Source organism: Rhodopseudomonas infernalis (assembly GCF_022271405.1).
Lineage (GTDB): Bacteria > Pseudomonadota > Alphaproteobacteria > Rhizobiales > Xanthobacteraceae > Rhodopseudomonas > Rhodopseudomonas infernalis.
On the sequence record NZ_JAJNAL010000007.1, the window covers coordinates 131018 to 155939 of the forward strand.

At 65.1% G+C, this 24922-nt stretch carries 27 protein-coding genes and 1 tRNA gene; 8 read left to right on the forward strand and 20 right to left on the reverse strand.

All coding sequences use genetic code 11. The features are described from left to right. Window positions 1–181 precede the first annotated feature (181 nt). From LPW26_RS07345 to LPW26_RS07375, 7 genes are all read right to left on the reverse strand, one after another. Window positions 182–259 (reverse strand) — tRNA-Pro (locus LPW26_RS07345). Window positions 260–354: 95 nt separating this feature from the next. Then, entirely contained in the window at window positions 355–1152 is a 798-nt protein-coding gene (locus LPW26_RS07350; RefSeq protein ID WP_238733870.1) for a MerR family transcriptional regulator, read from the reverse strand. Between the two features lie 15 nt (window positions 1153–1167). Further along, the gene (locus LPW26_RS07355; RefSeq protein ID WP_238733871.1) at window positions 1168–1551 is read right to left on the reverse strand and encodes an integration host factor subunit alpha; all 384 of its coding nucleotides are present in this window, start codon (window positions 1549–1551) and stop codon (window positions 1168–1170) included. A 135-nt stretch (window positions 1552–1686) separates the two neighbouring features. After that, window positions 1687–2664, reverse strand: a complete 978-nt coding sequence (locus tag LPW26_RS07360) for a beta-ketoacyl-ACP synthase III (protein ID WP_238733873.1) — start codon at window positions 2662–2664, stop codon at window positions 1687–1689. Further along, window positions 2664–3722 (reverse strand): phosphate acyltransferase PlsX, encoded by a 1059-nt coding sequence (plsX, locus tag LPW26_RS07365; protein ID WP_238733875.1) that lies wholly within the window; start codon window positions 3720–3722, stop codon window positions 2664–2666. Before plsX ends, LPW26_RS07360 begins: the two co-directional genes overlap by 1 nt. A 220-nt stretch (window positions 3723–3942) precedes the next feature. Next, window positions 3943–4494 (reverse strand): YceD family protein, encoded by a 552-nt coding sequence (locus LPW26_RS07370; RefSeq protein WP_238733876.1) that lies wholly within the window; start codon window positions 4492–4494, stop codon window positions 3943–3945. A gap of 17 nt (window positions 4495–4511) precedes the next feature. Further along, window positions 4512–5051: a ubiquinol-cytochrome C chaperone family protein gene (locus LPW26_RS07375; protein ID WP_238733877.1), complete on the reverse strand. Its 540-nt coding sequence runs from the start codon at window positions 5049–5051 to the stop codon at window positions 4512–4514. Between the two features lie 99 nt (window positions 5052–5150). On the opposite strand from LPW26_RS07375, the gene LPW26_RS07380 reads away from it, so the two are divergent. Further along, window positions 5151–5627, forward strand: coding sequence for an outer membrane protein assembly factor BamE (locus LPW26_RS07380; protein ID WP_238733878.1), 477 nt, complete (start codon window positions 5151–5153; stop codon window positions 5625–5627). Between the two features lie 122 nt (window positions 5628–5749). Then, on the forward strand, window positions 5750–6745 hold the full coding sequence (locus LPW26_RS07385; RefSeq protein WP_238733879.1) for a Bug family tripartite tricarboxylate transporter substrate binding protein: 996 nt from the start codon (window positions 5750–5752) through the stop codon (window positions 6743–6745). A gap of 191 nt (window positions 6746–6936) precedes the next feature. Here LPW26_RS07385 and LPW26_RS07390 read toward each other — a convergent pair whose 3' ends face one another. The 7 genes from LPW26_RS07390 to LPW26_RS07420 all read right to left on the reverse strand — a co-directional run bounded on the left by LPW26_RS07390 (window position 6937) and on the right by LPW26_RS07420 (window position 13471). Continuing rightward, window positions 6937–7806, reverse strand: a complete 870-nt coding sequence (locus LPW26_RS07390) for an alpha/beta fold hydrolase (protein WP_238733881.1) — start codon at window positions 7804–7806, stop codon at window positions 6937–6939. A 3-nt stretch (window positions 7807–7809) separates the two neighbouring features. Next, window positions 7810–7965 (reverse strand): hypothetical protein, encoded by a 156-nt coding sequence (locus LPW26_RS07395; protein ID WP_238733882.1) that lies wholly within the window; start codon window positions 7963–7965, stop codon window positions 7810–7812. Window positions 7966–8030: 65 nt separating this feature from the next. Next, the gene (locus tag LPW26_RS07400; protein ID WP_238733883.1) at window positions 8031–8564 is read right to left on the reverse strand and encodes an REP-associated tyrosine transposase; all 534 of its coding nucleotides are present in this window, start codon (window positions 8562–8564) and stop codon (window positions 8031–8033) included. Between the two features lie 159 nt (window positions 8565–8723). Then, entirely contained in the window at window positions 8724–8966 is a 243-nt protein-coding gene (locus LPW26_RS07405; protein WP_238733884.1) for a DUF2171 domain-containing protein, read from the reverse strand. Between the two features lie 239 nt (window positions 8967–9205). Further along, entirely contained in the window at window positions 9206–11326 is a 2121-nt protein-coding gene (locus LPW26_RS07410) for a sodium-translocating pyrophosphatase (protein ID WP_238733886.1), read from the reverse strand. 228 nt (window positions 11327–11554) lie between these two features. Continuing rightward, complete coding sequence (gene thiL, locus LPW26_RS07415; protein ID WP_238733888.1) at window positions 11555–12526, reverse strand: thiamine-phosphate kinase; 972 nt, start codon at window positions 12524–12526, stop codon at window positions 11555–11557. Between the two features lie 363 nt (window positions 12527–12889). After that, the gene (locus LPW26_RS07420) at window positions 12890–13471 is read right to left on the reverse strand and encodes a TetR/AcrR family transcriptional regulator (RefSeq protein WP_238733890.1); all 582 of its coding nucleotides are present in this window, start codon (window positions 13469–13471) and stop codon (window positions 12890–12892) included. Between the two features lie 561 nt (window positions 13472–14032). Here LPW26_RS07420 and LPW26_RS07425 point away from each other — a divergent pair. After that, the gene (locus LPW26_RS07425; RefSeq protein ID WP_238733891.1) at window positions 14033–14617 is read left to right on the forward strand and encodes a DUF308 domain-containing protein; all 585 of its coding nucleotides are present in this window, start codon (window positions 14033–14035) and stop codon (window positions 14615–14617) included. 253 nt (window positions 14618–14870) lie between these two features. Next, complete coding sequence (locus tag LPW26_RS07430) at window positions 14871–15659, forward strand: alpha/beta fold hydrolase (protein WP_238733892.1); 789 nt, start codon at window positions 14871–14873, stop codon at window positions 15657–15659. Window positions 15660–15784: 125 nt separating this feature from the next. Here LPW26_RS07430 and egtD read toward each other — a convergent pair whose 3' ends face one another. Together egtD and egtB are read right to left on the reverse strand one after the other, a co-directional pair. Beyond that, entirely contained in the window at window positions 15785–16768 is a 984-nt protein-coding gene (gene egtD, locus LPW26_RS07435; RefSeq protein ID WP_238733893.1) for an L-histidine N(alpha)-methyltransferase, read from the reverse strand. A gap of 45 nt (window positions 16769–16813) precedes the next feature. Further along, window positions 16814–18067, reverse strand: a complete 1254-nt coding sequence (gene egtB / locus LPW26_RS07440) for an ergothioneine biosynthesis protein EgtB (RefSeq protein WP_238733894.1) — start codon at window positions 18065–18067, stop codon at window positions 16814–16816. A 279-nt stretch (window positions 18068–18346) separates the two neighbouring features. Here egtB and grxD point away from each other — a divergent pair, with 279 nt between their 5' ends. The 4 genes from grxD (at window position 18347) to LPW26_RS07460 (ending at window position 21165) form a co-directional block, all read left to right on the forward strand. Beyond that, window positions 18347–18673: a Grx4 family monothiol glutaredoxin gene (grxD, locus tag LPW26_RS07445; RefSeq protein ID WP_238733896.1), complete on the forward strand. Its 327-nt coding sequence runs from the start codon at window positions 18347–18349 to the stop codon at window positions 18671–18673. Then, window positions 18670–19212: an O-acetyl-ADP-ribose deacetylase gene (locus LPW26_RS07450; protein WP_238733930.1), complete on the forward strand. Its 543-nt coding sequence runs from the start codon at window positions 18670–18672 to the stop codon at window positions 19210–19212. Before grxD ends, LPW26_RS07450 begins: the two co-directional genes overlap by 4 nt. 47 nt (window positions 19213–19259) lie before the next feature. Continuing rightward, window positions 19260–20540 carry a serine hydrolase domain-containing protein gene (locus LPW26_RS07455; protein WP_238733898.1) on the forward strand — a complete coding sequence of 427 codons (1281 nt, stop codon included), beginning with the start codon at window positions 19260–19262 and terminating at the stop codon, window positions 20538–20540. 325 nt (window positions 20541–20865) lie between these two features. Further along, window positions 20866–21165, forward strand: coding sequence for a hypothetical protein (locus tag LPW26_RS07460; RefSeq protein WP_238733900.1), 300 nt, complete (start codon window positions 20866–20868; stop codon window positions 21163–21165). 86 nt (window positions 21166–21251) lie between these two features. Here the strand turns inward: LPW26_RS07460 and LPW26_RS07465 are convergent, their stop codons facing one another. From LPW26_RS07465 to LPW26_RS07480, 4 genes are all read right to left on the reverse strand, one after another. Then, on the reverse strand, window positions 21252–22319 hold the full coding sequence (locus tag LPW26_RS07465; RefSeq protein WP_238733902.1) for a threonine aldolase family protein: 1068 nt from the start codon (window positions 22317–22319) through the stop codon (window positions 21252–21254). A gap of 394 nt (window positions 22320–22713) precedes the next feature. Further along, window positions 22714–22932 (reverse strand): hypothetical protein, encoded by a 219-nt coding sequence (locus LPW26_RS07470; protein ID WP_238733904.1) that lies wholly within the window; start codon window positions 22930–22932, stop codon window positions 22714–22716. A 342-nt stretch (window positions 22933–23274) separates the two neighbouring features. Beyond that, window positions 23275–23892: a 30S ribosomal protein S4 gene (rpsD, locus tag LPW26_RS07475; RefSeq protein ID WP_238733906.1), complete on the reverse strand. Its 618-nt coding sequence runs from the start codon at window positions 23890–23892 to the stop codon at window positions 23275–23277. 246 nt (window positions 23893–24138) lie between these two features. Then, window positions 24139–24921 (reverse strand): acyltransferase, encoded by a 783-nt coding sequence (locus tag LPW26_RS07480; protein WP_238733908.1) that lies wholly within the window; start codon window positions 24919–24921, stop codon window positions 24139–24141. Window position 24922 lies beyond the last annotated feature (1 nt).

The following is a 24922-nucleotide window of genomic DNA, read 5'->3' on the forward strand; positions in this document are numbered from 1 at the left end:
TTAGCGCCGCAAAGGCGTGGATGGCCGGGACAAGCCCGGCCATGACGGAGTTTGTGAGCTTATCGAGTGATCTAGAAAGTCGCGGAGAGGCACTTCGAATTTTGGGTCGGACTCTCAGGACGGCGCCCGCGCGGATCGCGCGTTTTGCGCCAGCAGACGTCCGCAACCGACGATCTGCAAATGGTCGGAGCGAAAGGATTTGAACCTTCGACCCCTAGTCTCCCAGACTAGTGCGCTAACCGGGCTGCGCCACGCTCCGATGCCGTTTCGGCCCTGATGCTGTAGCGGCGAATGGCCGGCGGCGCAAGGCGGCTGGCATCAAATCGAAGGTCCAAACGGGTCGAAACCGGCGACCTAGCCGTCCTTCATGACAGCGTCGAGCGCTTCGCGGCAGGCGATCAGGTCCTGCAGCACGGCGCGCAGCGGTGCGAGGTCGACGGCCGGCTGCCGTGGCGGCGTGGCGCGGGGCTGCGGCGGGCCGAGCGGCGGCTTCAGCCGCGCCGGCAGTGGGTGATCGTCGTCCTCGTCGTCGTGAGACCGGAAGGCCGGGATATCATCCGGCTCGTCAAGAACCGACGCGTCGAAGGGGGGGTCGCCCAGGGCCGGCTCGTCGAGCTCGGCATCGCGCGTGGCCGCGCCAAACCTCGGCTCGTGCCGGTCCGCGGGGTGCGACTCCGGCCGCGCGGGACGGCTCGGCGCAGGCGCCGGCGCGGCGCGCAGATCCGGCTCCGCCATTGCGGCGTGCAGGTCGAGGCCCTCGTCCTCGCCCTCATAGTCGTCATCGTCGAGATCGATGCCGTGGCCGGGCGCGGGTTCGTAGTCCTCCTCCGCAAAGCTGCGGCCAATCGCTTCCTCGACTGCCCCGAACGTCGCGCTGGCCTCGCTGTCGGCGAGGCGCTGCACCGACTTGATGCCGTGCTCCTTGAGAATGCGCTGGACGCCGCGGATGGTGTAGCCTTCGCCGTACAGCAGACGGCGGATGCCCTTGAGCAGATCGACATCGTCGGGCCGGTAGTAGCGCCGGCCGCCCGATCGCTTCATCGGCTTGATTTGCGAGAACCGCGTCTCCCAGAACCGCAGCACATGCTGCGGAATGTCGAGCTCGGCAGCGACTTCGCTGATAGTTCGGAATGCATCCGGCGCTTTGTCCAAATGCAGTCTCCTTCGTCAGGTGCCGGCCGACCCGGACGCCGTCTCGGACTTGTCGTCCGCCGTGGCGTTCGCCGATGACGACATGGGACTACCCGCCGCGCCGTTGGCGTTGATACGTTGCTTGAGGATCGCGGACGGCTTGAACACCATCACACGCCGCGGCGAGATCGGCACTTCGGTCCCGGTCTTCGGATTGCGGCCGATCCGCTGCCCCTTCTGACGCACCAGAAACGAACCGAACGATGACAGCTTCACCGTCTCGCCCTTTTCCAGGCAATCGGTGATCTCCTTCAACACCAGCTCGACAAATGCCGACGACTCCGTGCGCGACAGACCGACCTTTTGGTAGACGGCCTCGCATAGATCGACACGTGTGACTGTTCTTCCGGTCCCGCTCATCGCCCGCCCCGCCTTACGGCGAAATGAAAAAACCCGTGCTGAAACTAGGAGGTTAACAAGCGGCGGTCAACCTCCGGCAGCATTCAGAATAGCACGGAACGCAATGGAAATGCTGTTAAAACTTTACACGCGCAACTACCAGCGGAGCAGTGCAGCACCCCAGGTGAAGCCGCCGCCCATGGCTTCCAGAAGCACCAAATGCCCCTTCTGGATGCGTCCGTCGGCAACAGCGGTGGCCAATGCGAGCGGAATCGACGCCGCCGAGGTGTTGCCGTGGCGGTCGACGGTCATCACCACCTTCTGCGGCGCAATATGAAGTTTTTGCGCCGAGGCATCGATGATGCGCTTGTTGGCCTGATGCGGAACGAACCAGTCGACATTGTCGGCGCTGGTGCCGCTGGCGTTGAAGGCGTCGACGATCACACCGGTGATCATGCCGACCGCGTGCTTGAACACTTCGCGTCCTTCCATCCGCAGATGGCCGGTGGTCTGCGTGGTCGACGGGCCGCCGTCGACATAAAGCTTGTGCTTGTGCGCGCCGTCGGAGCGCAGATGCGTGGTCAGCACGCCGCGGTCCGCCGAGGTGCCCCACCCGGTCTGCGCTTCAAGCACGATCGCACCAGCGCCGTCACCGAACAGCACGCAGGTGCCGCGATCATTCCAGTCTAGGATCCGGGAGAAGGTTTCGGCACCGATCACCAGCGCGCGCTTGGCAGAGCCGGCGCGCAGAAAGTTATCGGCCGTCGCCACGGCGAACACGAAGCCCGAGCACACCGCTTGAAGATCGAACGCGACACCGTGATGAATCCCGAGCGCAGCCTGAACCTGGGTCGCGGTCGCCGGAAAGGTGTGGTCGGGCGTCGAGGTCGCCAGCACGATCAGGTCGATCGATTGCGCATCGACGCCGGCATTGGCGAGTGCGGCCTCTGCGGCCTTGGTCGCGAGGTGCGAGGTGTATTCGCCTTCGGCCGCGATGTGGCGCTCGCGGATGCCGGTGCGCTGCACGATCCATTCGTCGGAGGTGTCGACCTTCGCGGCCAATTCGGCGTTGGTGAGGACCCTCTCGGGAAGATAGGCCCCGCAGCCCAGAACAACCGAACGAACCACAGTCACTAGACAGCCTCCTGCGCGGTCGGCGCCATGACCAGCGCGCCAGCGTTGCGATTGAGCGTTTGATTGATCTTGGTCAGGAGATCGTAGCGGACCATGTCATAACCAACATCGACCGCATAGGCAAAGCCGTCTGCGCTGGTTCCACCGTGGCTCTTGACCACGATTCCGTTAAGACCAAGAAACACGCCGCCATTGGACTTGTTGGGATCCATCTTGTCGCGCAGCGCCTTGAAGGCATCGCGCGCGAACAGATAGCCGATCTTCGAGCGCCAGGTCCGGGACATCGCGGCGCGCAGATATTCGGCGAGCTGACGCGCGGTTCCTTCAGCGGCCTTCAGGGCGATGTTGCCGGAGAAGCCTTCGGACACGATCACGTCGGCGGCTCCCTTGCCGATGCCGTCGCCTTCGACGTAGCCGATGAATTCGAAGCGCTGCGACTGCATCGCGCGCAGCAGTTCGGCGGCCTCGCGAATCTCTTCGCCGCCTTTGATCTCTTCGACGCCGATGTTGAGCAGACCGACGGTCGGGCGCTCGAGATCGAACAGCACGCTGGCCATTGCGGCGCCCATCACCGCCAGCGCCTTGAGGTGCTGCGCGTCGCCGCCGATCGTCGCGCCGAGATCGAGCACCACCGAATCGCCGCGCATCGTCGGCCACGTTGCGGCGATCGCAGGACGGTCGATGCCCGGCAGCGTTCGCAGACAGAACCGCGCCATTGCCATCAACGCGCCGGTGTTGCCGGCCGAAACGGTGACGTCGGCATCGCCCTTCTTCACCGCTTCGATCGCCTGCCACATCGACGATTTGTAGCGGCCGCGCCGCAGCGCGACGCTCGGCTTGTCGTCCATCGCCACAGCGACGTCGGTGTGGATCACCTTCGCGACCTTGCTCAGCGCAGGCTGCGCGGCCAGTTCCTTGTTGATCGCGGCACTATCGCCGAACAGCAGAAACTCGGCGTCAGGATGCCGGCCGAGCGCGATCGCCGCGCCAGGCACGACAACCGAGGGACCGAAGTCGCCACCCATGGCGTCCAGTGCGATTCGAACCTTCTGGGGCATGCCAGTACGGAGACCCGTTCGCTCGCGGTCAGAAGCGCTCGACCGCAACTTGATAATGCCCGAAGGCACTTAAGCGTGCAGCGCTGCACGCCTGATCGGGCCGGACAATAGCCGTTCTCGGCTCCGATACAACATCTTGACCGGGCAGATTTAAGTCGCATTCCACGACGGCAAACTGCAAAGCAGCGGCGAATCCACGCCCTTCAGACAACGACAATCGCTAATCGCCCTTCGAGCCGGGCTTTGCCGACGTCTTCAAAGCACTCAGCGCTGCGAACGGATGTTCGTCTGGTTCGTCCGCTTCGACGATCGCCTCGAACACCGCGTCGGGCTTGCGCGGATAGGGATCGACTCCGAGAAATAAAGCGTCGGCGGCCACCCGACCAAGGTCGATCACACCGCGGTCGATCGCTTCCGGTGGATCGCCGGGGGCGGGCTCGCCGTCGTCGTCGACGGTCTCTGACAATTCGCGAATCTGCTCCGGCGGCAGAAACATCAGGTCGACGGTCTCGTCGATCGTGCTCTGCATCGGCTCGAGGCTCACCACGCAGGTCTGGCCGATGCTGGCCCGCACCCGGCCGGTGACATGAATGCGGCTGCCGCTCAGCGGCGTCAGATCGAACGACGCTTTCGCCGAGGTGACGTCATTGAGTTGACCGAGCACCGCTAGCCCGGCGCGCTCCGCCTCGTTCGCCTCGATCTCGCGATGCAACCCGTTGGCTGGAATATGCATGACCACCACGGGTGCACGCCAGGGATTATCGCCGCTCATCGTCTGTCCTTCCGGGCTCAGGCAGCCGGCAGCGCGGGAAACCGCAATTCGCCGGCACGCAGTCTGGACGGCTCAACCGCGTCGAGCGTCTCGATAGCTTGTCGCACATAGGATGTCAGCCGACGCGCATTTTCAATATCGGCGCCGTCGAGAACGTTCCGGTTGAGCGCGATCGCCAGTGCCTCGTCGCCTTCGGTCATTGCCAGATCGTACGCCGCCGAGCGGCCGTAGAACGCCTCGCCGAACGCCTGCATCCGCTTCGGCACCGTGAGATCGCCGACGCCGAGTTCGCGCAGATTGGCATCGAGGTCGCTGCAGAAATAGTCGAACAGCGCCTGCGCGAAAGTCGAAGCGTCCTGAACCGCCCGACCCCGCCGCAGCACCAGCCACAGATGCACCACGATCATCTCGAATCGACCGTTCACTGTGTCGGCGACGCCATACTGCTGGTAAAACGCCGGCGCTCGCGCCTGCGCCACGATCATGCCATAGATCGTCTCGATGGTGCCGCGCGACGGCGTCCGGGGCGGACGGAAGTGGTTGAACGGCCAGATCATTGCGGGTTCCTGACGCGGGCCCTTCGGGGATTGCAATCGGTATGCCTGCCCGGTACGTCAACGCCTTGCGCGATGCAAGGGGATGGAGCCTGCTTTCGGATGAGACATTCGATCGAACGAAGCCGTCGCGGCGGCCTGCGCGCGGCGGTCCGGCGCGGCATCGGTCCGGCGCTCGCGCTGGGGCTGCTTGGTGCCGGCCTGTCGGCCTGCACCTCGGAGCAATTCCAGAAGGGCTACATCATGCCCACTGGCGCGCTCGAACAGATTCCGATCGGCGCCAGCCAGGATCAGGTTCTGATCGTGATGGGCACGCCCTCCACGGTCGCGACGCTGAACGGTGAGGTCTTTTACTACATTTCGCAGCGCGCGGAGCGCCCGGTGGCGTTCATGCCGCAGAAGGTCATCGATCAGCGCGTCGTCGCGATCTACTTCGACCAGAATCGCCAGGTCCGCCGCATCGCCAATTACGGCCTGCAGGACGGCAAGATCTTCGATTTCGTCAGCCGCACCACGCCGACCTCCGGTCAGGAGATGAGCTACCTGGCGCCGCTGTTCAGGCTGATCAGCTTCCGCTGACGCAGGCGCGCCCACCGGGCGCGCGAAAGACGATGCCGAGGCGCCGCTGGCAAGCGGCGCTTGCCGGTGTGGATTCGGGCCTTTACGCTTCCTGAAACGATAAAACTCAGGGAGCCAACGCCGTGACCCAGCTTTCGCGCCGCCGCGTGCTCGGCGGAGCCGCCGCTCTGTCCGCCGCCGCCATTCTGCCCCGCTCCGCGCTCGGCGACTGGCGGCCGACCGAAACCATCCGAATCATCGTGCCCGCCGCCGCTGGCGGCTCGACCGATGTGATGGGCCGGCTGCTCGGCCAGCATCTGCAGGCAGCGTGGGGCCAGTCGACCGTGGTCGAGAATCGCTCCGGCGGCGGCGGCACCATCGGCACCGCCGAGGCCGCGCGGCAGAAGGGCGACGGCCACACCATCCTGGTCGGCAATCCCGGCCCGAACGCGATCGCCTACAGCATCTTCAAGAACCTCAGCTACAAGCCGGATCAGCTGTTGCCGGTCTCCAACATGATCCGGATCCCCAACATCGTCTGCGCGCATCCGACGACGGGGCTGAAGTCGATCCCGGAATTGATCGCCTATCTCAAGACCAATCCCGACAAGCTGACCTGGGGGTCGTCCGGCGTCGGCCAGAGCCCGCATCTCACCGGCGCCTGGTTCCTGCAGCTCACCGGGCTGAAAATGACCCACGTTCCGTTCCGCGGTGCCGGCCCGGCGCTCCAGGCGGCGCTCGGCGGCGATATCCAGATTCTGTTCGACAATCTCTATCCCAGCCTGCCGCAGGTGCAGGACGGCAAGCTCAACGGCCTCGCCGTCACCACCACCGAGCGCAGCGAACAGGCGCCGCAGCTGCCGACGGTGCGCGAGAGCGCTCCCGAGCTCGACAAGTTCGAGGTGTCATCCTGGTTCGGCGTATTCCTGCCGAAGGGCGCCTCACCGGAGATCGTCACCGCGCTCAACGAGCAGATCAAGCGCGTGCTCGCGCGCGACGACGTCAAAAAGAACATCGCCGCCATGGGCGCCCGCCCCGACTACGGCACCCCGCAGCAATTCCAGCAATTCGTCGAAGCCGAAACCTTGAAGTTCAAAGGCATCATCGACCGCGAGGGATTGCAGATGGAGGTGAAGTAGTGCGAGCCGTGTTGAAAGTCGGCTTTCATTGAACGGGCCGCTTCTCGGCGTCAGCCCGTCATTGCGAGCGAAGCGAAGCAATCCAGCGCCACGCACGGAGCTGGATTGCTTCGTCGCTTCGCTCTTAGCAATGACGGGTTAGCTGCGAACGAAGACCCCACGCGAAATGCTTAAGGAAACTGCGTCTCCCGTCACGCGAACCCCTTCTCCCGCGCCCACTCCGCGATCAGCTCGTTGACGCGCTCGGGCGCGTCCTGCTGCACCCAATGCGAGACGCCGGGCAGCGTGCGGAGCGTGAAGTCGGCGACGTGCTGCTCGTTGCCTTTCGTCAGTGCGATGTCGAGCGCGAGATCGTCCTCGCCCCAGATCATCAGCGTCGGCACCGTCAGTCTCGGATGCGTGCCGGCGCCGCCGCCCAGCGCTGTCATGTTGGCGCGGTAGTAATTGATCATCGCGGTCGCCGCGCCGGGCTCGATCGCGTTGCGGCGATAGATCTCGATCTGCGCGTCGGAGATCTTGCCGCTATGCTGGCGAAACATCCGCGCCAGCGGCTTGCCGAGCTCCCGCGTCATCAGCCACTCCGGCAGCCACGGCAGTTGGAAGAACGCGACATACCAGGACTTGCGCTTCTGCTTCCAGCCGTCGGCCAGCACCCGCGCGAACACGTCCGGATGCGGCGCGTTGAGGATGATCAGCGCATCAAGCGCGACCTTGCCGCGCAGCGCCGTCTGCCAGGCGATCACCCCGCCCCAATCGTGCCCGATCAGGATCCTGCGCCGGCCGCCGAGCGCCGCAAACAACTCCGCGACGTCGTCGGTCAGATGATCGATGTGATACGCGGCCTTGCCGCTCGGCCGCGTCGTGCCGCCATAGCCACGTAGATCGGGCGCTGCGACGTGCCATCCGAGCCCGGCCAGGAACGGCAGTTGCCCCGCCCACGACTGCCGCGCTTCGGGGAAACCGTGAAGCAGCAGCGCCGTCGTGTCGCCCTCGCCGGCTTCATCCACAGCGAAGCTGAGGCCATTGGCGGCGAGCGTCGTGGTGCGGATCGCGGCCGTCATCGATCAGCCCGACTTGTTCATCTTCTTGATCTTCGCGTCCGTGGTCTCGATCGAACTCGCCAACTCCAGAATCGCCTTCGACAGAAGCTCGACAGCCTCCTTCTGATCCTGCGCCTTGGCGGCCCGCAGTGCGTAGTTCTTGGCGGATGACAGCGACATTCTGTGCCCCTCTCTCTGTTATTCTTTGTACGATGGGTTGAGCGCAGCGAAACCCATCACCAGCCTCACCGCTCTCCGAATCCTTGCGGCACGTCGCGAACGTCTCCACCCCAATCGGCCGGGTAGATTCCTTCGCGCACCATGGCGCCGAAGGACGAATACGGCCAATCGCGCGCGCTGCCTACATAGCCGTGTTTGACCGGATTAAAATGGATGTAATCCGCGTGAGCTTCGAAATCGCGCTCGTCCCGCAGCGTATGCTCCCAGAACCGGCGCTGCCAGATGCCGCGCTCGCTGCGGCTCGCCCGACTCGCGGAGATCGACTCGACCGCAGGCTGAGCCCGCGAGAACGCCGCTTTGATCAAGCGCCAGCGGAGCGAATAGTCCCGATCGCCGTCCGGAAGTGTCCAGATAGAATGCAGATGATCCGGCAGAACGACAATCGCATTGATCGCGAAGGGATGCCGGTCGCGCGTGTAGCGGAATGCTGCCCGCAGTCGATCAATGTTCTGCGTCAGCAGCACTGAGCGCCGGTCGGCGATAGCGACCGTGAAGAAGAAGCAGCCGCCAGGGATGAAATTGCGCCGGTATGCTGTCATGCCGGGCCTATGTGATGGGTTTCGCTACGCTCAACCCATCCTACGAAAAAATTCGCTCGCGAGAACTCTCGCCTTTGACGCCTTAAACGGAAATCCCCCCGCGGCTTGCACCGCGGGGCTCTCTCTACATCTGCCTTGTTCGCCGATGAGAACCGGGACCTATTTCTCTTCCTCCATCGACACCGCGACGTCCGCGTTGGCCGACAGCCGGACCTTGTCGCCCTCGACCTCCGCCACCAGGCCGCCGTCGATGAAGTGATGGTGGCCCTTGTGGCTGCCCTCGCCGCTGTCCTTCTTGGTCAGCTTGATCCGGTTGCCCTCGACCTTGTCGACGGTGCCGACATGAACGCCGTCGGCGCCGATGACTTCCATATGTTCCTTGATATCGCTCACGCCGCTCATGTCTCGATCCTTATGAAAACTCGGGCACGAGTAACGCGCCGGGTTCCGATAGGTTCAGTCGCTGGGGCATTTGGGTTTGTGCGGTCCGTAGCCCGGATGAAGCGAAGCGTAATCCGGGACGGCGCCCGTGACGTCTCCCCGGATTTCGCTTCGCTGCATCCGGGCTACAGGCACTCAATCAAACAAAAACCCCGCGGCTCGCACCGCGGGGTTTGTTTCTCGATCAATCGCCTGAAGCCTCAGTGTGCCAGGATCGCCAGCAGCAGCAGGGCCACGATGTTGGTGATCTTGATCATCGGGTTCACGGCGGGACCGGCCGTGTCCTTGTAGGGGTCGCCGACGGTGTCGCCGGTCACGGCCGCCTTGTGGGCGTCGGAGCCTTTGCCGCCGAAATGGCCATCCTCGATGTACTTCTTGGCGTTGTCCCAGGCGCCGCCGCCCGAGGTCATCGAGATCGCGACGAACAGGCCGGTGACGATGACGCCGAGCAGCATCGCGCCGACCGCCGAGAACGCCGCCGACTTGCCGGCCGCGCCGCCGCCCGCGATCGCAAAGATCGCGAAGTAGACGAAGATCGGCGACAGCACCGGCAGCAGCGACGGGATGATCATTTCCTTGATCGCCGCCTTGGTCAGCAGGTCGACCGCCTTGCCGTAGTCCGGCTTGTCGGTGCCCTGCATGATGCCCGGCTTCTCGCGGAACTGACGGCGCACTTCCTCGACGATCGCGCTGGCTGCGCGGCCGACCGCGGTCATGCCCATCGCGCCGAACAAATACGGCAGCAGGCCGCCGAACAGCAGGCCGACCACGACGTAGGGGTTGTTCAGCGAGAAGTCCGGCGCGACGCCGATGAAGTAGGGGTTTTTGGCGGCGATGAAGAACTTGAGATCTTCATTATAGGCCGCGAACAACACCAGCGCGCCGAGACCGGCCGAGCCGATCGCGTAGCCCTTGGTGACCGCCTTGGTGGTGTTGCCGACGGCGTCGAGCGCGTCGGTGGCCTTGCGGACTTCCTTCGGCAGGCCGGCCATCTCGGCGATGCCGCCGGCGTTGTCGGTGACCGGGCCGAAAGCGTCGAGCGCCACGACCATGCCGGCCAGCGCCAGCATCGTGGTGGTGGCGATCGCGATGCCGAACAGGCCGGCGAGGCTGTAGGTGATCAGGATGCCGGCGATGATCACGATCGCGGGCAGCGCGGTCGATTCCATCGAGATCGCGAGGCCCTGGATCACGTTGGTACCGTGGCCGGTGACCGAGGCTTGCGCAATCGACTTCACCGGGCGGAAGTCGGTGCCGGTGTAGTATTCGGTGATCCAGATGATCAGGCCGGTGACGGCGAGACCGACGATGCCGCACAGGAACAGTGACATGCCCGTGTAGGCGACGCCCGGCAGTGCGCCGAAGCCGACCAGCCAGTAGATCGCGCCGGCAACGCCGAACAGCGACAGCACGCCGGTGGCGATCAGGCCCTTGTATAGCGCGCCCATGATCGACTGCGACGGGCCGAGCTTGACGAAGAAGGTGCCGATGATCGAGGTGATGATGCAGATGCCGCCGATCGCGAGCGGCAGCGTCATGACGTTCTGCAGCTGGGTCTTGTCGGCCGCGCCGAAGAAGATCGCTGCGAGCACCATCGTGGCGACCGCGGTCACCGCATAGGTTTCGAACAGGTCCGCCGCCATGCCGGCGCAGTCGCCGACGTTATCGCCGACGTTGTCGGCGATGGTGGCCGGGTTGCGCGGATCGTCTTCCGGAATACCGGCTTCGACCTTGCCGACGAGGTCGCCGCCGACGTCCGCACCCTTGGTGAAGATGCCGCCGCCGAGACGGGCGAAGATCGAGATCAGCGAGGCGCCGAAGCCGAGCGCGACCAGCGCATCGACGACGGTACGGCTGTTGGCCGCCAGACCCGCGAAGTGGATCAGATAGATGAAGTAGAGGGTGACGCCGAGCAGCGCGAGACCGGCCACCAGCATGCCGGTGATGGCGCCCGCCTTGAAGGCGAGTTCGAGGCCGCCAGCCAGCGAGGTGGTCGCCGCCTGCGCGGTGCGGACGTTGGCGCGGACCGAGACGTTCATGCCGATGAAGCCGGCGGCGCCCGACAGGATCGCGCCGATGGCGAAGCCGATCGCGACCAGCACGCCCAGGAAGTAAGCGAGCAGCGCGAAGATCACCACGCCGACGATGGCGATGGTCATGTATTGGCGCTTCAGATAGGCCTGCGCGCCTTCACGCACCGCAGCGGCAATTTCCTGCATCCGCGCGTTGCCCTGGTCGGCGGCGAGTACCGAAGAGGTCGCCCACGCAGCATATACGATCGCAAGCGCTCCGCAGAGCACGATCACCCATAAAGCTGTCATTCCTGATGCCTCAGTCCCGAGTTTCACCCCCGTGCCTGCGACGCGGGAGCGACGCGGGCGCGCAACAAGATGGCATGCCCTCTTCCCGGAGCAGCCTCAAATCGGTGCGAACCTTGCCGCAATCACGGTTGCTCCGCAATCGCTGCGAACGGATGAAAGCAGGCTTTTCACGTCGCTCCCGAGCAATTCCAGAATGGTCGGGAGCTTTCGATTACCTATCACTAAGCATCAGAAATGACTGAACGACTGGGCTGTCAACAATACTTCACAGGCGTCGCCGTCGAACCACCGCGGCGCACCATTTCCGTCTGCTGCGGTGCCGATGACGGCGCATGCGACGCCTAGTCGTTGCGCCGCAGCGAGGAACTGATCGAGTCGATCTGGTGCAACGCCGCAAAGTAGTTCGTAGTCGTCACCGCCGCTGAGAATGCGTTGCAGTGCAGCAGTGCCGTTGCTGATCATTTGATATGCAGCTGCTGACAGCGGCACCGCCGCGGCGTCGAGCGTCGCGGTCACTCCGGAGGCGGCGCACATCTTGGCGAGATCGCCGGCGAGTCCGTCCGAGATGTCCATCGCTGCACGGGCATGCCGGCGCACCACCTCGGCCAGCGCCGAGCGCGGTTGCGGCTCGCGGTAGCGACCGACCAGGAAAGCCCGGCCCGCTTCGTCGGCCGCCGTGGCCCGCCCCTGCAACACGTCGAGCCCAAGCGCGGCGTCGCCGATGGTGCCGCTGACCACGATCCGGTCGCCCGGCCTGAGCGCATCGCGCCGGACCATCGCGCCGGGTGGCACGCGGCCGAAGGCGGTGACCGAGATCATCATCGGCCCCGGCGTCGAGACCGTGTCGCCGCCGAGCAGCGGGCAACCATAGGCCGCGGCGTCAGCGCCGAGCGCTTCGGCGAACGGCGCGAGGAACGACTCATCGGCATTACGCAGCGCCAGCGTCAGCAGGAAGCCGGCGGGCGTCGCGCCCTTGGCGGCAAGATCGGACAGGTTGACCCGCAGCGCCTTGCGGGCGATCGCCGCCGGCGGATCGTCCGGCAGATAATGCACGCCCTCGACGATCGCGTCGGTGGTCAGCACCAGATCGCTGCCGGCCGCCGCCAGCACCGCGGCGTCGTCGACCAGCCCACGCGCACCGGGGTCGGTCGCGAGCGGCTTGAAGTAACGGGCGATCAGATCGTCTTCACCGGAGGGCATCGAAGTAACAACCTCGCCGTCATTGCAGCTATGTTGTCCAGGGCACGGCGCGCTCCCTCTCCCGCTTGCGGGAGAGGGCTGGGGTGAGGGCGACGCGAGCAGCCACTCTCGGCCTCGCGGAGGCGGGGGGGGGCCCCCCCCCCCCCCCGCGGGGGGGGGGGGCGGCCCCCCCCCCCCCCCCCCCCCCTCCCCCCGGGGGGGGGGGGGCGGAGCCGCGAGCACGGCGAATGAACTCTGCGCCACCCCACCCCGCTCGCTGCGCGAGCGACCCTCACCCTCCAGGGGAGGGTGGTCCTCGCGGCGTCAGCTTGTTTTTCGATGAGATCGTCCCGCCATGACGAAAGTTGTGCAATGAGGTCTCGCCTATCGTCCGCACAGCCGATCGATCAGCGGGTTGGTGATCGTTGCAAACATCTTCGGCTCGCCATAGGCGCGAGCCGACAGCATCGCGCCGTGCACGGTCGCCATGAACAGTTCGGCCTCGGCGCGCGGCGTTTCCGTCAGAGTGAGGCTGCCGTCTTTCTGGCCGCGCTCGAGCGCCGATTTCAGCCACGCCGACAGCGAGCGGAAATGCGCCCGCACTTCGGCGGCAACCTGTTCGGGCAGCACGGGGAGTTCTGTCGCCAGCAGCGCGCAAACGCAGAACGGCGCGCTGCCGTCCTTGATGCAGGCGGCCCAATAGCCGGTGTAGCGGCGTAGCTGCGTCGCCGGGTCGGGCGCCTCGCGCGCCAGATGCGCCAGCCCGGCGGCGGCGTCCTTGCGATATTGCGCGACCAGCTTCTGCACCAGCTCGGCTTTGGTCGGGAAATGGTGATGAATGCTCGGCTTACGGATGCCGACCGCGTCGGCGATGTCGGCATAGCTGAAGCCGTTATATCCGCCCGCGATGATCAGGCCGCGCGCGCATGCGAGGATCTCGTCGGCGGTCGTCGATGCTGCGGTCATGCAGCTGTATACCTTCTAGTTGGTAGAATGTCCAGTTCGGCCGGAGTTGACCCAGCCCCACGCAAGTCATCCCGGGGCACGCGCAACGCGCGTGAACCCGGAATCCCGCAGCGTTCTGCGGCTCTGTCGTGTCCACAACATCTGGATTCCGGGTTCGCTCGCAAGCGCGAGCGCCCCGGAATGACGGGGCAGGGCCTCAAAGGCGCACGCCGCGGGCGCTTTTCGAACGCGCCTTCAACGCGGCGTTCACGGCTTGGGTGATTAACCCGTTCAAACAACGGCTCTCGATCAGCCCCACGCACGTCATTCCGGGGCACGCGCAACGCGCGTGAACCCGGAATCCCGCTGCGTTCTGCGGCTCTGTCGTGTCCACAACGTCTGGATTCCGGGTTCGCTCGCAAGCGCGAGTGCTCCGGAATGACGGGGGTAAGGACTCAGGCGCGAGCGCCCCGCGTGGTCGTCATCAAGCAAACGTCATCAAGTGCCCCCCATCTGCCAGTTGCCGGTTCGTCTACCGACTAGTAGGTAGACATTGCACTCATCATTGCTAGGAGCTTTCAGATGGCCCATGACAATTCAGCGATCTCGTCGACGACAGCCTCGGCTTGGCTGAAGCGCTATTACTATGTCCGCGCTGCGTTTTCCCTGATCTGGGTGGCGCTCGCCTTCACGGTCGCACGCCAGGCCCCGCAGCTCGCCGCGGTGATGCTGATCGTTTATCCGGCGTGGGATGCCGGCGCGAATTACGCCGATGCGGCGCGCAACGGCGGGCTGCTGGCCAATCCCAGCCAGGCGCTCAATCTCGTCGTCAGCGCGCTGACGACGCTGGCCGCGGTCGTCGTGCTGAATCACGGCATGAACGCCGTGCTGGCGGTGTATGGCGCCTGGGCGATTGTTGCGGGCGTGCTGCAGCTCGTCACCGGCGTGCGGCGCTGGACGAGCGGCGGGCAGTGGCCGATGATCCTCAGCGGCGCGCAGTCCGCGCTCGCCGGCGCATTCTTCATCCATGCGGCGAGCGGCGACAAGCTGCCGAGCATCACCGACATCGCGCCTTACGCGGCGTTCGGCGCGTTCTACTTCCTGGTCGCCGCGGTCTGGCTCACCGTCAAGGACCTGCGCCGCCGAACGATCCACGTCCGCGCGTAGAGCAGGGCGCCAGTCGATCCGCACTCGCTTATGACCGAACCGATGAGCGGCCAGCGCTACCCTATATGTCTGGCCGCCAATTCGATCGGTGAAACGGAGCCTGCAACATCGTCATTGCGAGCCGCACCCGGATCGGCTTCGCGCTGTCCGAGCACAGGCTCCGCGGCCAAGCCATCCAGGAACGGCATCAATATGCGCCCTCTGGATTGCTTCGCTTCGCTCGGAATGACGGTGAGGACACTCGGAGACCCAAATGATTGTTGATCGTCGTGTTGTGACTTCGTCGCTGCTGGCCGTCGCCGCATCGGCCGTGCTGGGCGGCGCGCGGGCCGCGGAGATGGCAGAGAAGCCCGGTGCCGCTGCCGGGGCGCGCAACGTCGTGCTGGTCCACGGGCTGTTCGCCGACGGCTCATCCTGGTCCGAGGTGATCCCGCGGCTGCAGGCGCGCGGGCTGAATGTCACGGCGGTGCAGAACCCGCTGACCAGTCTGCCCGACGCGGTCGCCGCCTGCGAGCGGGTGCTGGCGCGCCAGGATGGTCCGACCGTGCTGGCCGGCCATTCGTTCTCCGGCATGATCGTCACCGAGGCCGGCGTGCATCCCAACGTCGCGGCGCTGGTCTACGTCGCGGCACGCGCGCCCGATGCGGGCGAAGATTACACCGCGCTCGCCAAGACTTATCCGGCGGCGCCGGCGTCGGCCGGGATCGTGTTCGATGGCGACGAAGGCCGGTTGACCGAGGAAGCTTTCCTGCGCGACTTCGCACCGGATCTGCCGCTGGATAAGGCCAAGGCGCTGTACGCCGTGCAATGGCCGTTTCACAAAGCGCTGCTGGCCGGCAAGACAAACCATGCCGCCTGGCGCGACAAGCCGAGCTACTACGCGATCTCCAAGGACGACCGCGTCATCAACCCGGACCTGCAGCGCTTCATGGCCAAGCGCATGAACGCCAGCGCGATCGAGCTCGCCGCCAGCCACGTCTCGCTGCTCAGCCATCCGCAGGAGATCAGCGAGTTGATCCTGAAGGCGGCCGGCCGGACGTGAAGTCGTGCGAGCCGCCCTCACCCCAACCCTCTCCCGCTTGCGGGAGAGGGTTGGGGTGAGGGCGACGCTGGCACTGCGATCGCCTTCAACACGACGTAAGTAATCGTCTATAAGCCCGATCGCGCTCAGCTTGCCTGCAGCGCGTGGACCGAGAACAGCCCGCTGTCGTCCATCCAGCTCTGCTGCAGCGACCAGCCGGCTTGCTCGGCCAGCGTGCGGAAGCGGGGGAGGCTGTATTTGTAGCTGTTTTCAGTGTGGATAGTCTCGCCGGCCGTGAAGGCGAAGCGTTCGCCGAGGATGCGGACGGTCTGGTCGCGCTGGCTCACCAGATGCATCTCGATGCGGTGCTGATCGCGATTGTAGATCGCCCGATGTTCGAACGTCCGCAGGTCGATATCACCGCCGAGCTCGCGGTTGATCCGCGCCAGGAGATTGAGATTGAACTGCGCGGTGACGCCGGCCGCGTCGTCATAGGCCGGGACCAGAAGCTTCTCGTCCTTCTCCAGATCGACGCCGACGATTAGCCGGGCGCCTTGGCTCAGACTGTCTTGGCCGAGAATGTCGCGGAAGGTGCGTAGCAGATCCGCCGCTTCGTGGGGCTCGAAATTGCCGATGGTCGAGCCGGGGAAGAAGCCCACCTTCGGCAACTCGCGCACGTCGTCCGGCAGGGCGAACGGCGCGGTGAAGTCCGCTGCGACCGGATACACCGCGAGCTCCGGGAAGTCGGCGCACAGCTCCTCGGCCTGCGCGGCAATGAAGTCGCCCGAAATATCCACCGGCACGTAGGCGGTGACCTTATGGGCGCCGAGCAGCAGCCGGATCTTGGTGGTGGCGCCAGCGCCGAATTCGACCAGCGCGGCGTCCGGCGGAATCAGCGCGGCGATCTCGCCGGCGCGGGCGCGCAGGATGCCGAGTTCGGTGCGGGTCGGGTAGTATTCCGGCAGCTTGGTGATGCCGACGAACAGTTCAGAGCCGAGGTCGTCGTAGAAGTACTTCGGCGGCAGCGATTTCGGCGATCGAGACAGGCCGTCCAGCACGTCGTTCGCGAAGCTCTGCGTCTGCGGATCGAGCTGATGCGCTCGGGCTTGCACGGCAACGTGCATATTCATGGGCAGTCTCCCGGGTGCGCCCGTGGCGCTTGTCGTTGATGGATCTCAGACGTCGTATTCGGCGAGCCGGAGTCCGGTGAACTGCCAGCGGTGGTGCGGATAGAAGAAGTTGCGATAGGTCAGGCGGCTGTGGCCGTCCGGCGTGACGCAGGACGAGCCGCGCAGCACCAGCTGATTGACCATGAACTTGCCGTTGTATTCGCCGAGCGCGCCCTCGATCGCCTTGTAGCCGGGGTAGGGCGCGTAGGCGCTGCGGGTCCACTGCCAGACCGTGCCGAACGCGTCCGCAAGCTGACCGGCGCGCGCGGCGACTTCCCATTCCATCTCGGTCGGCAGATGCTTGCCCGACCAGCGCGCGAACGCGTCGGCCTCGTAGTAACTGACGTGGCAGACCGGCGCGTCCGGATCGATGCTCTGTAGGCCGCCGAGCGTCATGATCCGCCACGCGCCGTCCACTTGCCGCCAATGGCCCGGCGCTTCCCAGCCCTCGCGCTCGGCGCAGGCGAAGCCGTCCATCAGCCACAGCGTCGGGGTGCGGTAGCCGCCGTCGGCCATGAAGGCCAGCCATTCGGCGTTGGTCACCAGGTGCCGCGCCAGCGTCACCGGGCCGACCAATGCGCGGTGCGCCGGCTTCTCGTTGTCGAAATGGAAGCTGTCGCTGGCGTGGCCGATCGAATGGATGCCCTCCGGCAGATCGACCAGCGCATCGCCGCCGCGATCGGAGGCGGGCAGCCGCCACGCCGGATCGTAGGCCGGCGGGATCGGGTTCTGCGCGAAGGCATGCAGGATGTCGGTCAGCAGCAGCTCCTGATGCTGCTGCTCGTGATTGAGCCCGACTTCGACCAGCGGCTCCAGCTCGCGCAGCTTGGCGTCGTCCGCCTCGGCGAACAGCTTCAGCATCGCGGCGTCGACGTGCCGGCGATAGGCGGCGACGTCGTCGACGCTCGGCCGCGTCAGCAACCCGCGCGCCGCCCGCGTGTGCCGGGGACCGGCGGAGACGTAATAGGAATTGAACAGATAGGCATAATCGGGGTGGAAGACCTGGTAGCCCGGCTGGTGCGGGCCGAGCAGAAATTGTTCGAAGAACCAGGTGGTGTGCGCACGGTGCCATTTCGCCGGGCTGGCGTCCGCCATCGACTGCACCACCTGATCCTCGGGGCTGAGCGGCGCGGCTCGCCGTTCCGTCTCCTGGCGCACGGTCAGAAACGCCGCCGACAGGCGGGCGACGAGAGTCTGCGGCGGCGGGGACGATTCAGCAGGAACAGCTACAGAAGCGGCGGCGGAGGACAGATTCGACACGAGCGACTCCGGTTTGCGAGAAAACGCTGCTTCTGGGAAGCGGTTCCGAGATTTGCCAAATAGGTGCTCGCGACGCGATTGGAAGGCGGGGGCGAGTCCGCAGTCTGTCCCTCAGCAACCCTGAGGGCGCCCCGGCGCAGCCGGATTGTTGAGCCAAATCAGACCGTCAGCCGGTCTGACTGGCATTTTACTTGGGCTGCGAACGGTTTTCGCGATACATATATGATGGACTGATCCGGCCGCTGGTGGTCAGCCGGCCGCGCCGCAAAGGGACTCGCCATGAGCATCGAGCAATTCATCGACAATGAAGTGAAGGCCAACGACGTCGTGCTGTTCATGAAGGGCACGCCGCAGTTTCCGCAGTGCGGCTTCTCCGGCCAGGTGGTGCAGATCCTCGATCACATCGGCGTCCCCTATAAGGGCCACAACGTCCTTGAATCGACCGAGCTGCGCGACGGCATCAAGCAGTTCTCGAACTGGCCGACCATTCCGCAGCTCTATGTGAAGGGCGAATTCGTCGGCGGCTGCGACATCGTCCGCGAGATGTTCCAGGCCGGCGAGTTGCAGAAGCTGTTCGCCGACAAGGGCATCAAGGTCGCGGCCTGAGCAGTTTTGTACGTTTGAGCGGGGCGGCGACCCTCGAGGTCGTCGTCGCCGACATCACGACGCTCGCGCTGGACGCGATCGTCAACGCCGCCAATAGCTCGCTGCTGGGCGGCGGCGGGGTCGACGGCGCCATCCATCGCGCCGCTGGCCCGCAGCTTCTGGCCGAGTGCCGTGCCCTCGACGGCTGCGCCACCGGCGATGCCAAGATCACCAAAGGTTACGGGTTGCCGGCGCGGCATGTGATTCATGCCGTCGGGCCGGTGTGGCATGGCGGCGGTTCCGGCGAGGATGCGGCGCTGGCCTCGTGCTACCGCCGGGCGCTGGAATTATGCGCACAGCATGGCCTTGCGTCGGTCGCGTTCTCGGCGATCTCGACCGGCGTTTACGGCTTTCCCCCGGAACGCGCCGCGCCGCTCGCGGTCGCGACTTGCCTCGAGACGCTGGGCACCGTGCCCGCCATACGCCGTGTGGTGTTCTGCTGCTTCTCGGAACCGAGCGCCGCGCTGCACCGGGCTGCGCTGTCGGCGGCTCTTGATTAGTTGACCGCGGCCGCTACCATCCGTCCAGCTCATATCTGGAGGACTGGATGATCCTGCGTCGCGCCGCGCGTCTGCTGTTAACCGGAGCGCTCGCAGCGCTGATTGCCTCTCCGGCGATTGCCGAAGGCAGCTTCGATCCGCCGCCCACCGCGAAGTTCTCCCAGGAGAAGCTCGGCCGCATCGACGCGTTCTTCAACAAGATCATCGAAGAGGGCAAGATTCCCGGCGCGGTGGTGTACATCGAGCGCGGCGGCAAGCCGGTGTATCATAAGTATTTCGGCGTCCGTGACGTCGCCACCAAGGCGCCGATGACCGACGACACCATCTTCCGGCTCGCCTCGCTGACCAAGCCGTTCACCGCCTTCGCGGTGATGAAGCTGGTCGACGACGGCAAGATCAAGCTCGACGATCCGGTTTCCAAATACATCCCGGCCTTCGCCGACACCAAGGTCGGCGTCGAGAAGACCAAGGACAACGGCGAGAAGTTTCTCGATTTCGAAGCGCTGAAGCGACCCATCAAGATCAGCGACCTGTTGCTGCACACCTCCGGCATCACCTACGGCTTCTACGGCGACAACCTGGTCCGCAAGGCGATCGCCGCGGCGAAGATCTACGACGGCGATCCCAGCACGGCCGAATTTGCCGATCGCATCGCCAAGGTGCCGCTGCAGGAGCAGCCCGGCACGCTGTGGGACTACGGCAATTCCTACGAGGTGCTCGGCCGCGTCATCGAAGTCGCGTCCGGCAAATCGTTCTACGAGTATGAGAAAGAGAAACTGTTCGATCCGCTGGGCATGAAGGATACCCGCTATTATCTGCCGACGGACGAGCAGAAGGCGCGGATGGCGCAGCCGATGCCCAACGATGCCGACTTCCGGGTCGGACGGCCGAGCCGCCCGGACATCGTCAAGCAGTGGGAGTCCGGTGGCGGCGGCCTGACCTCGACGCCGCACGACGTGATCCGGTTCGTGCGGATGCTGCTGAACAAGGGCGAGCTCGACGGCAAGCGCTATCTCAGCGAAGCGACCTTCAAGGACATGACCACCGATCAGATCGGCCCGTCCTCCGGCGTCGCGCGCGATTACTTCTACTTCCCCGGCGACGGCTTCGGCTACGGCTACGGCCTCGCCGTCCGCACCGACGCCGGCAACGCCAAGCCGCCGCCGCCCGGCTCGCTCGGCGAACTGAAATGGGACGGCGCCAGCGGCTGCTACTTCGTGGTCGATCCCAAGCTCGACATGTTCTTCGTGCTGATGGAGCAGACCCCGTCGCAGCGCCAGCCGGTGCAGCGGGAGCTCAAGAAGCTGGTGTACGAGGCGCTGGAATAGCCCGCCCGACCAACCGAGCGGCGGCCCGGTTGGCGACCGACCTTTCCACGAGTCATTCGGGGGCGCGCGCAGCGCGCCCCCGGAATCTCTGCGGCGGGGTGCGGGTCAGATTCCGGGTTCGTCCGCCGCGGCGCGGCGGCCGCCCCGGAATGACTCGGGGAGGGGTGGGGGCGTATCGCCATGGGCTTGGTAGGCGCCGCTCTTCGGCGCGGGGAATTATGAAGTCGGGCGTCGGGTCGCCGGAACTTTGCTCGCGTCTTTGTGTTCCGAATTGACGCTGCGGCAATTTGCAGCCACCGTTCGCGGGCAACCGAAAAGGAATCACATGACCTACAAGCAGCCCGGCCGTCAGGGCCTCGTGTCTCGTGTTCTCGCCGCGGTGGTGCTCACCAGCATCTACGCTTTCAGCCTCGTCGGCGCGACCGCGCTGATCACCGGCGCCTCGACCACCTCGGCCTCCGCGCAGCGCGGCGACTGGGGTCGCGGGCGCGGCCGGGGCTATCGCGGTGGCCGCGGCTACGGCCGGGGTGGCGGACGCGGCTATGGTGGACGTGGCGTGCGCGGCCCGGTTCGCGGTCGTGGCGCCTGCGTCGTCAACGCCGCCGGCGTGCGCATCTGCCTGTAAGACTGTTCGATCTGAACTGACGCGGTGGCCGGGCTTGTCCCGGCCATTTGCGTTTTCGGGCCAGCGTCGGCCTGGCGCTCGATCGCCTACGCGGCGCGCAAAATCTCCCGCACCAGCTCCAAGGTCTCGTCGATCATCGCCCGGCTGACGTCGAGATGCGTGCAGGCACGGATGCGGTCGTCCATCATCGCCAGCAGCACGCCGCGAGCGCGCAGCCGCGCCACCAGCTCGGCGCCCGGCACGCCCGCGCCGTCCGGCCGGAAGAACACCAGATTGGTCTGCGGCTCCTGCACCTCGACGCCGGCGAGCTGCGCCAGCCCGGCGGCCAGCGCCCGCGCGTTGGCGTGGTCCTCGGCGAGCCGCTCGACATGGTAATCGAGCGCGTAGTTGCACGCCGCGGCGATCACGCCGGATTGCCGCATCGATCCGCCGAGCCGCTGCTTCCAGCGCCACACCTCGTCGATGAAAGCGCGCGAGCCGGCCAGCGACGCGCCGACCGGCGCGCCCAGCCCCTTGCTGAAATCGATCCACACCGAATCCCAGCCGGCGGTCATGTCCTTGGCGGCGATGCCGGTGGCGACAACCGCGTTCATCAGCCGCGCGCCGTCCATATGGGTCGCGAGCCCGGCCGCCTTGCCGTCCGCCGCGATGGCATCGAGCGTCGCCTGCGGCCAGATCGTGCCGCCGCCGATATTGGCGGTCTGCTCGACACTCACCATGGTCTGCGGTGGCTCGTAGCGGTTTCTCGGATGCAACGCGGCGCGAAATGCGGCGAGCGAGAACATCCCGCCGTCGCCGTCGAGCGGCGTGATTTGGAAGCCGCCGAGCGCCGCATGCGTGCCGCCCTCGCGCGACAGGATATGCGCGGTGCGATGCGCGATGATCTCGTCGCCCGGCCGGCAGGTCGCCAGCGTTGCGGTGACATTGCACATCGTGCCGGACGGCAGAAATACCGCCGCCTCCTTGCCGAGCAGCGCGGCGACGCGCTCGTTCAGCGCGTTGGTGGTGGGATCATCGCCGATCTGCTCGTCGCCGACCTCGGCCCGCGCCATCGCCTCCAGCATCGCCGGCGTCGGCCGCGTCTGGGTGTCGGAGAGCAGATTGATACGCACCGGCGGCGCGGACGGATCAGGGAGGGAAGGGGTGTAGGACATGGCCGCAAGTTACCATAACTGTCATGCGGCGCCGAACTTCAACGAAGCGGGCAATATTGTCGAGCTTGTCTACTCCTGGTCCATCAAGCTGTAGAGGCGAACCGCGAGGTCGACAGAAGTCCCGAACAACAACCACGCTGCTCGTTCATCACCAAAGCCCGATCGAATTGTTTCAGAGAGAGGAATGCCTAGAATCCACTGACCTACAAGGCAAACTACCAAAGTGTAGAGAAATATACTTTGAAGGATCCATGCTGTAACCCGTCCATGTGCGATCTTGCGGTTCTTGTCGCGATGATTGCCGAGCGAACGAAGCCAAAGAAAGCACCCGAAGCCAAACGCTATCGATGCGAGTGAATTCGCAAAGACATTCCATATATTGGGCATTTTGTTTTTAAGATCTGCTGGCGATCAAACCAAGCGTAACCGCGATCATTCCGCCAACTAAAGGTATTAGAGGCGAGCCGACGTCTATGCTCAAAATTGGATCAATATAGTGTTGAAAGCAGGCGACTAGAAACGCTCCGAGGGCAAACTCCATGCCCAGCGTGCCAAACGATTGCGTCCGTTTTTGCCTTGTTTCTTTAATTACCATTGGAACTTCAGCTAACATGCTCATTCGTGCGCCCCGGAAGTCTGCAATAAATGTTGTGAACGAATGCCTTCTTTACTCTCAAGTGCAACTACTAGGGTAGCGCAACTAAAAATTGTAAACGAGGGTTGTGTATAGTCAACTCGTGCTGAAACTAGGGAGTGTAAATTTTGATTTACGTCAACCAGGACAATGCAGGTTGCAAGTGCGAGTCAATTGATCAAAATCAAAATGACCACTCTAGTTCCAAATTTCCACTCAATAACTCGGCATCAGTCCCCAAACAAAAAGGCCCCGGCGAACCGGGGCCTCGATGCATCGGACTGAGCAGCAATCAGTACGAAGAAAGCAATTCCGTCGCGCTTAGCGCGAGTAGAATTCGACGATCAGATGCGGTTCCATCTGGACCGCGAACGGCACGTCGGACAGGGCCGGCACGCGCGCGAACTTCGCGGTCATCTTGTTGTGGTCGACTTCGATGTAGTCCGGCACGTCGCGCTCGGCGAGCTGGCTGGCTTCCAGCACGATCGCGAGCTGCTTGGACGATTCCTTGACCTCGATCACGTCGCCGACCCGAACCTTGTAGCTCGAGATGTTGACGCGCTTGCCGTTGACCTTGATGTGGCCGTGATTGATGAACTGGCGCGCCGCGAAGATCGTCGCCACGAACTTCGAGCGGTACACCACCGAATCGAGACGGCGCTCCAAGAGGCCGATCAGGTTCTCGCCCGAATCGCCCTTGAGGCGGGTCGCCTCGACGTAGATGGAGTGGAACTGGCGCTCGGAAATGTTGGCGTAATAGCCCTTAAGCTTCTGCTTGGCGCGCAGCTGCACGCCGAAGTCGGACAGCTTGCCCTTGCGGCGCTGGCCGTGCTGACCGGGGCCGTATTCGCGGCGGTTGACCGGGCTCTTCGGGCGGCCCCAGATGTTCTGGCCCATGCGGCGGTCGATTTTATACTTGGCTTCACTGCGCTTTGTCATCGCGTCCTCGGTTTGCATAGCCATCGCGACCGCGATGGCGTTTTTCAGTCGTGGATGAGGAAACGCGCCCTCCTGTGCGGCCGGAAAACATCCTGCCGCCGACAGATCCGGCCCCAAAGCTGAGAGGGGTGGACCACGGGTCGCGAAACACAACGCGGGCCGAAAGGCCCGCGCTGTTGGCGGGGTTCTAGGGAGAAACCGCCCGGATGTCAATTCGGCGACAGGGCAGGGAACGGCCCGCGGGCCTCAGGCCCCGACCGCCCGCACCGGCGGCTTGTCGGTGGCCGGGCAATACATCGCCTGCAATTCGCCCGCGATCGTGGTGTTCAGCACCTGCTCCAGCCGGGTCATCGCCCGGGCGATCGGAGCGGCATCGATCAGCCGGTGGTCGAAGCGGATTACCATGTCGAAGCGGCCGTCCTCGTGCAGCCGGCCGTAGCTCAGCATGTAGGGACCGGGGCTGATCGGATAGAGATCGCCGGCGCCGAGCGCCGACACCGATGACAGCCCGACGCTGCCGAAGAAATTGGCCCGCTGCCGGGCCAGCGCCAAGCCGCCCCACCACACTATCCGGCGCAGCGGCCAGGGCAGGGCGCTGATCCGCAGCAGCTTGCGGAACATCGGCACCTCGCAGATCGACGCGGTCTGCGCCTCGCGGATCAGCGCATCGACGCAGCGCAGCGACAATTCGTCGGCGCCGACCACCTTCTGCATCAGCACGCAGTCCTCGCCCTCGACCGTCCGGGCGATCGCGATCATCGCGACGCTGCGCGGCAGCTCGTAGAGGTGAGGGAATGGGAAATCGACCACCAGCGTACGCAGCATCGGCTGCTCGCGCGCCACCACGGCCCAGGCTTTGGCGACGATCGCCGCGAAGCCGGGCGGCGATGCCAGCCGGTCGCGCGCCAGCCCCAGCGGCGTCAAATTCAGCGAGCGCTGATAGGTGATCAGCGGTACGCCTTGCGACGCCCGCATCAGATCGGCGATCAGCCTTCGCCGCAGCGAGAGGATTCGGAGTTTTCCGCGCACT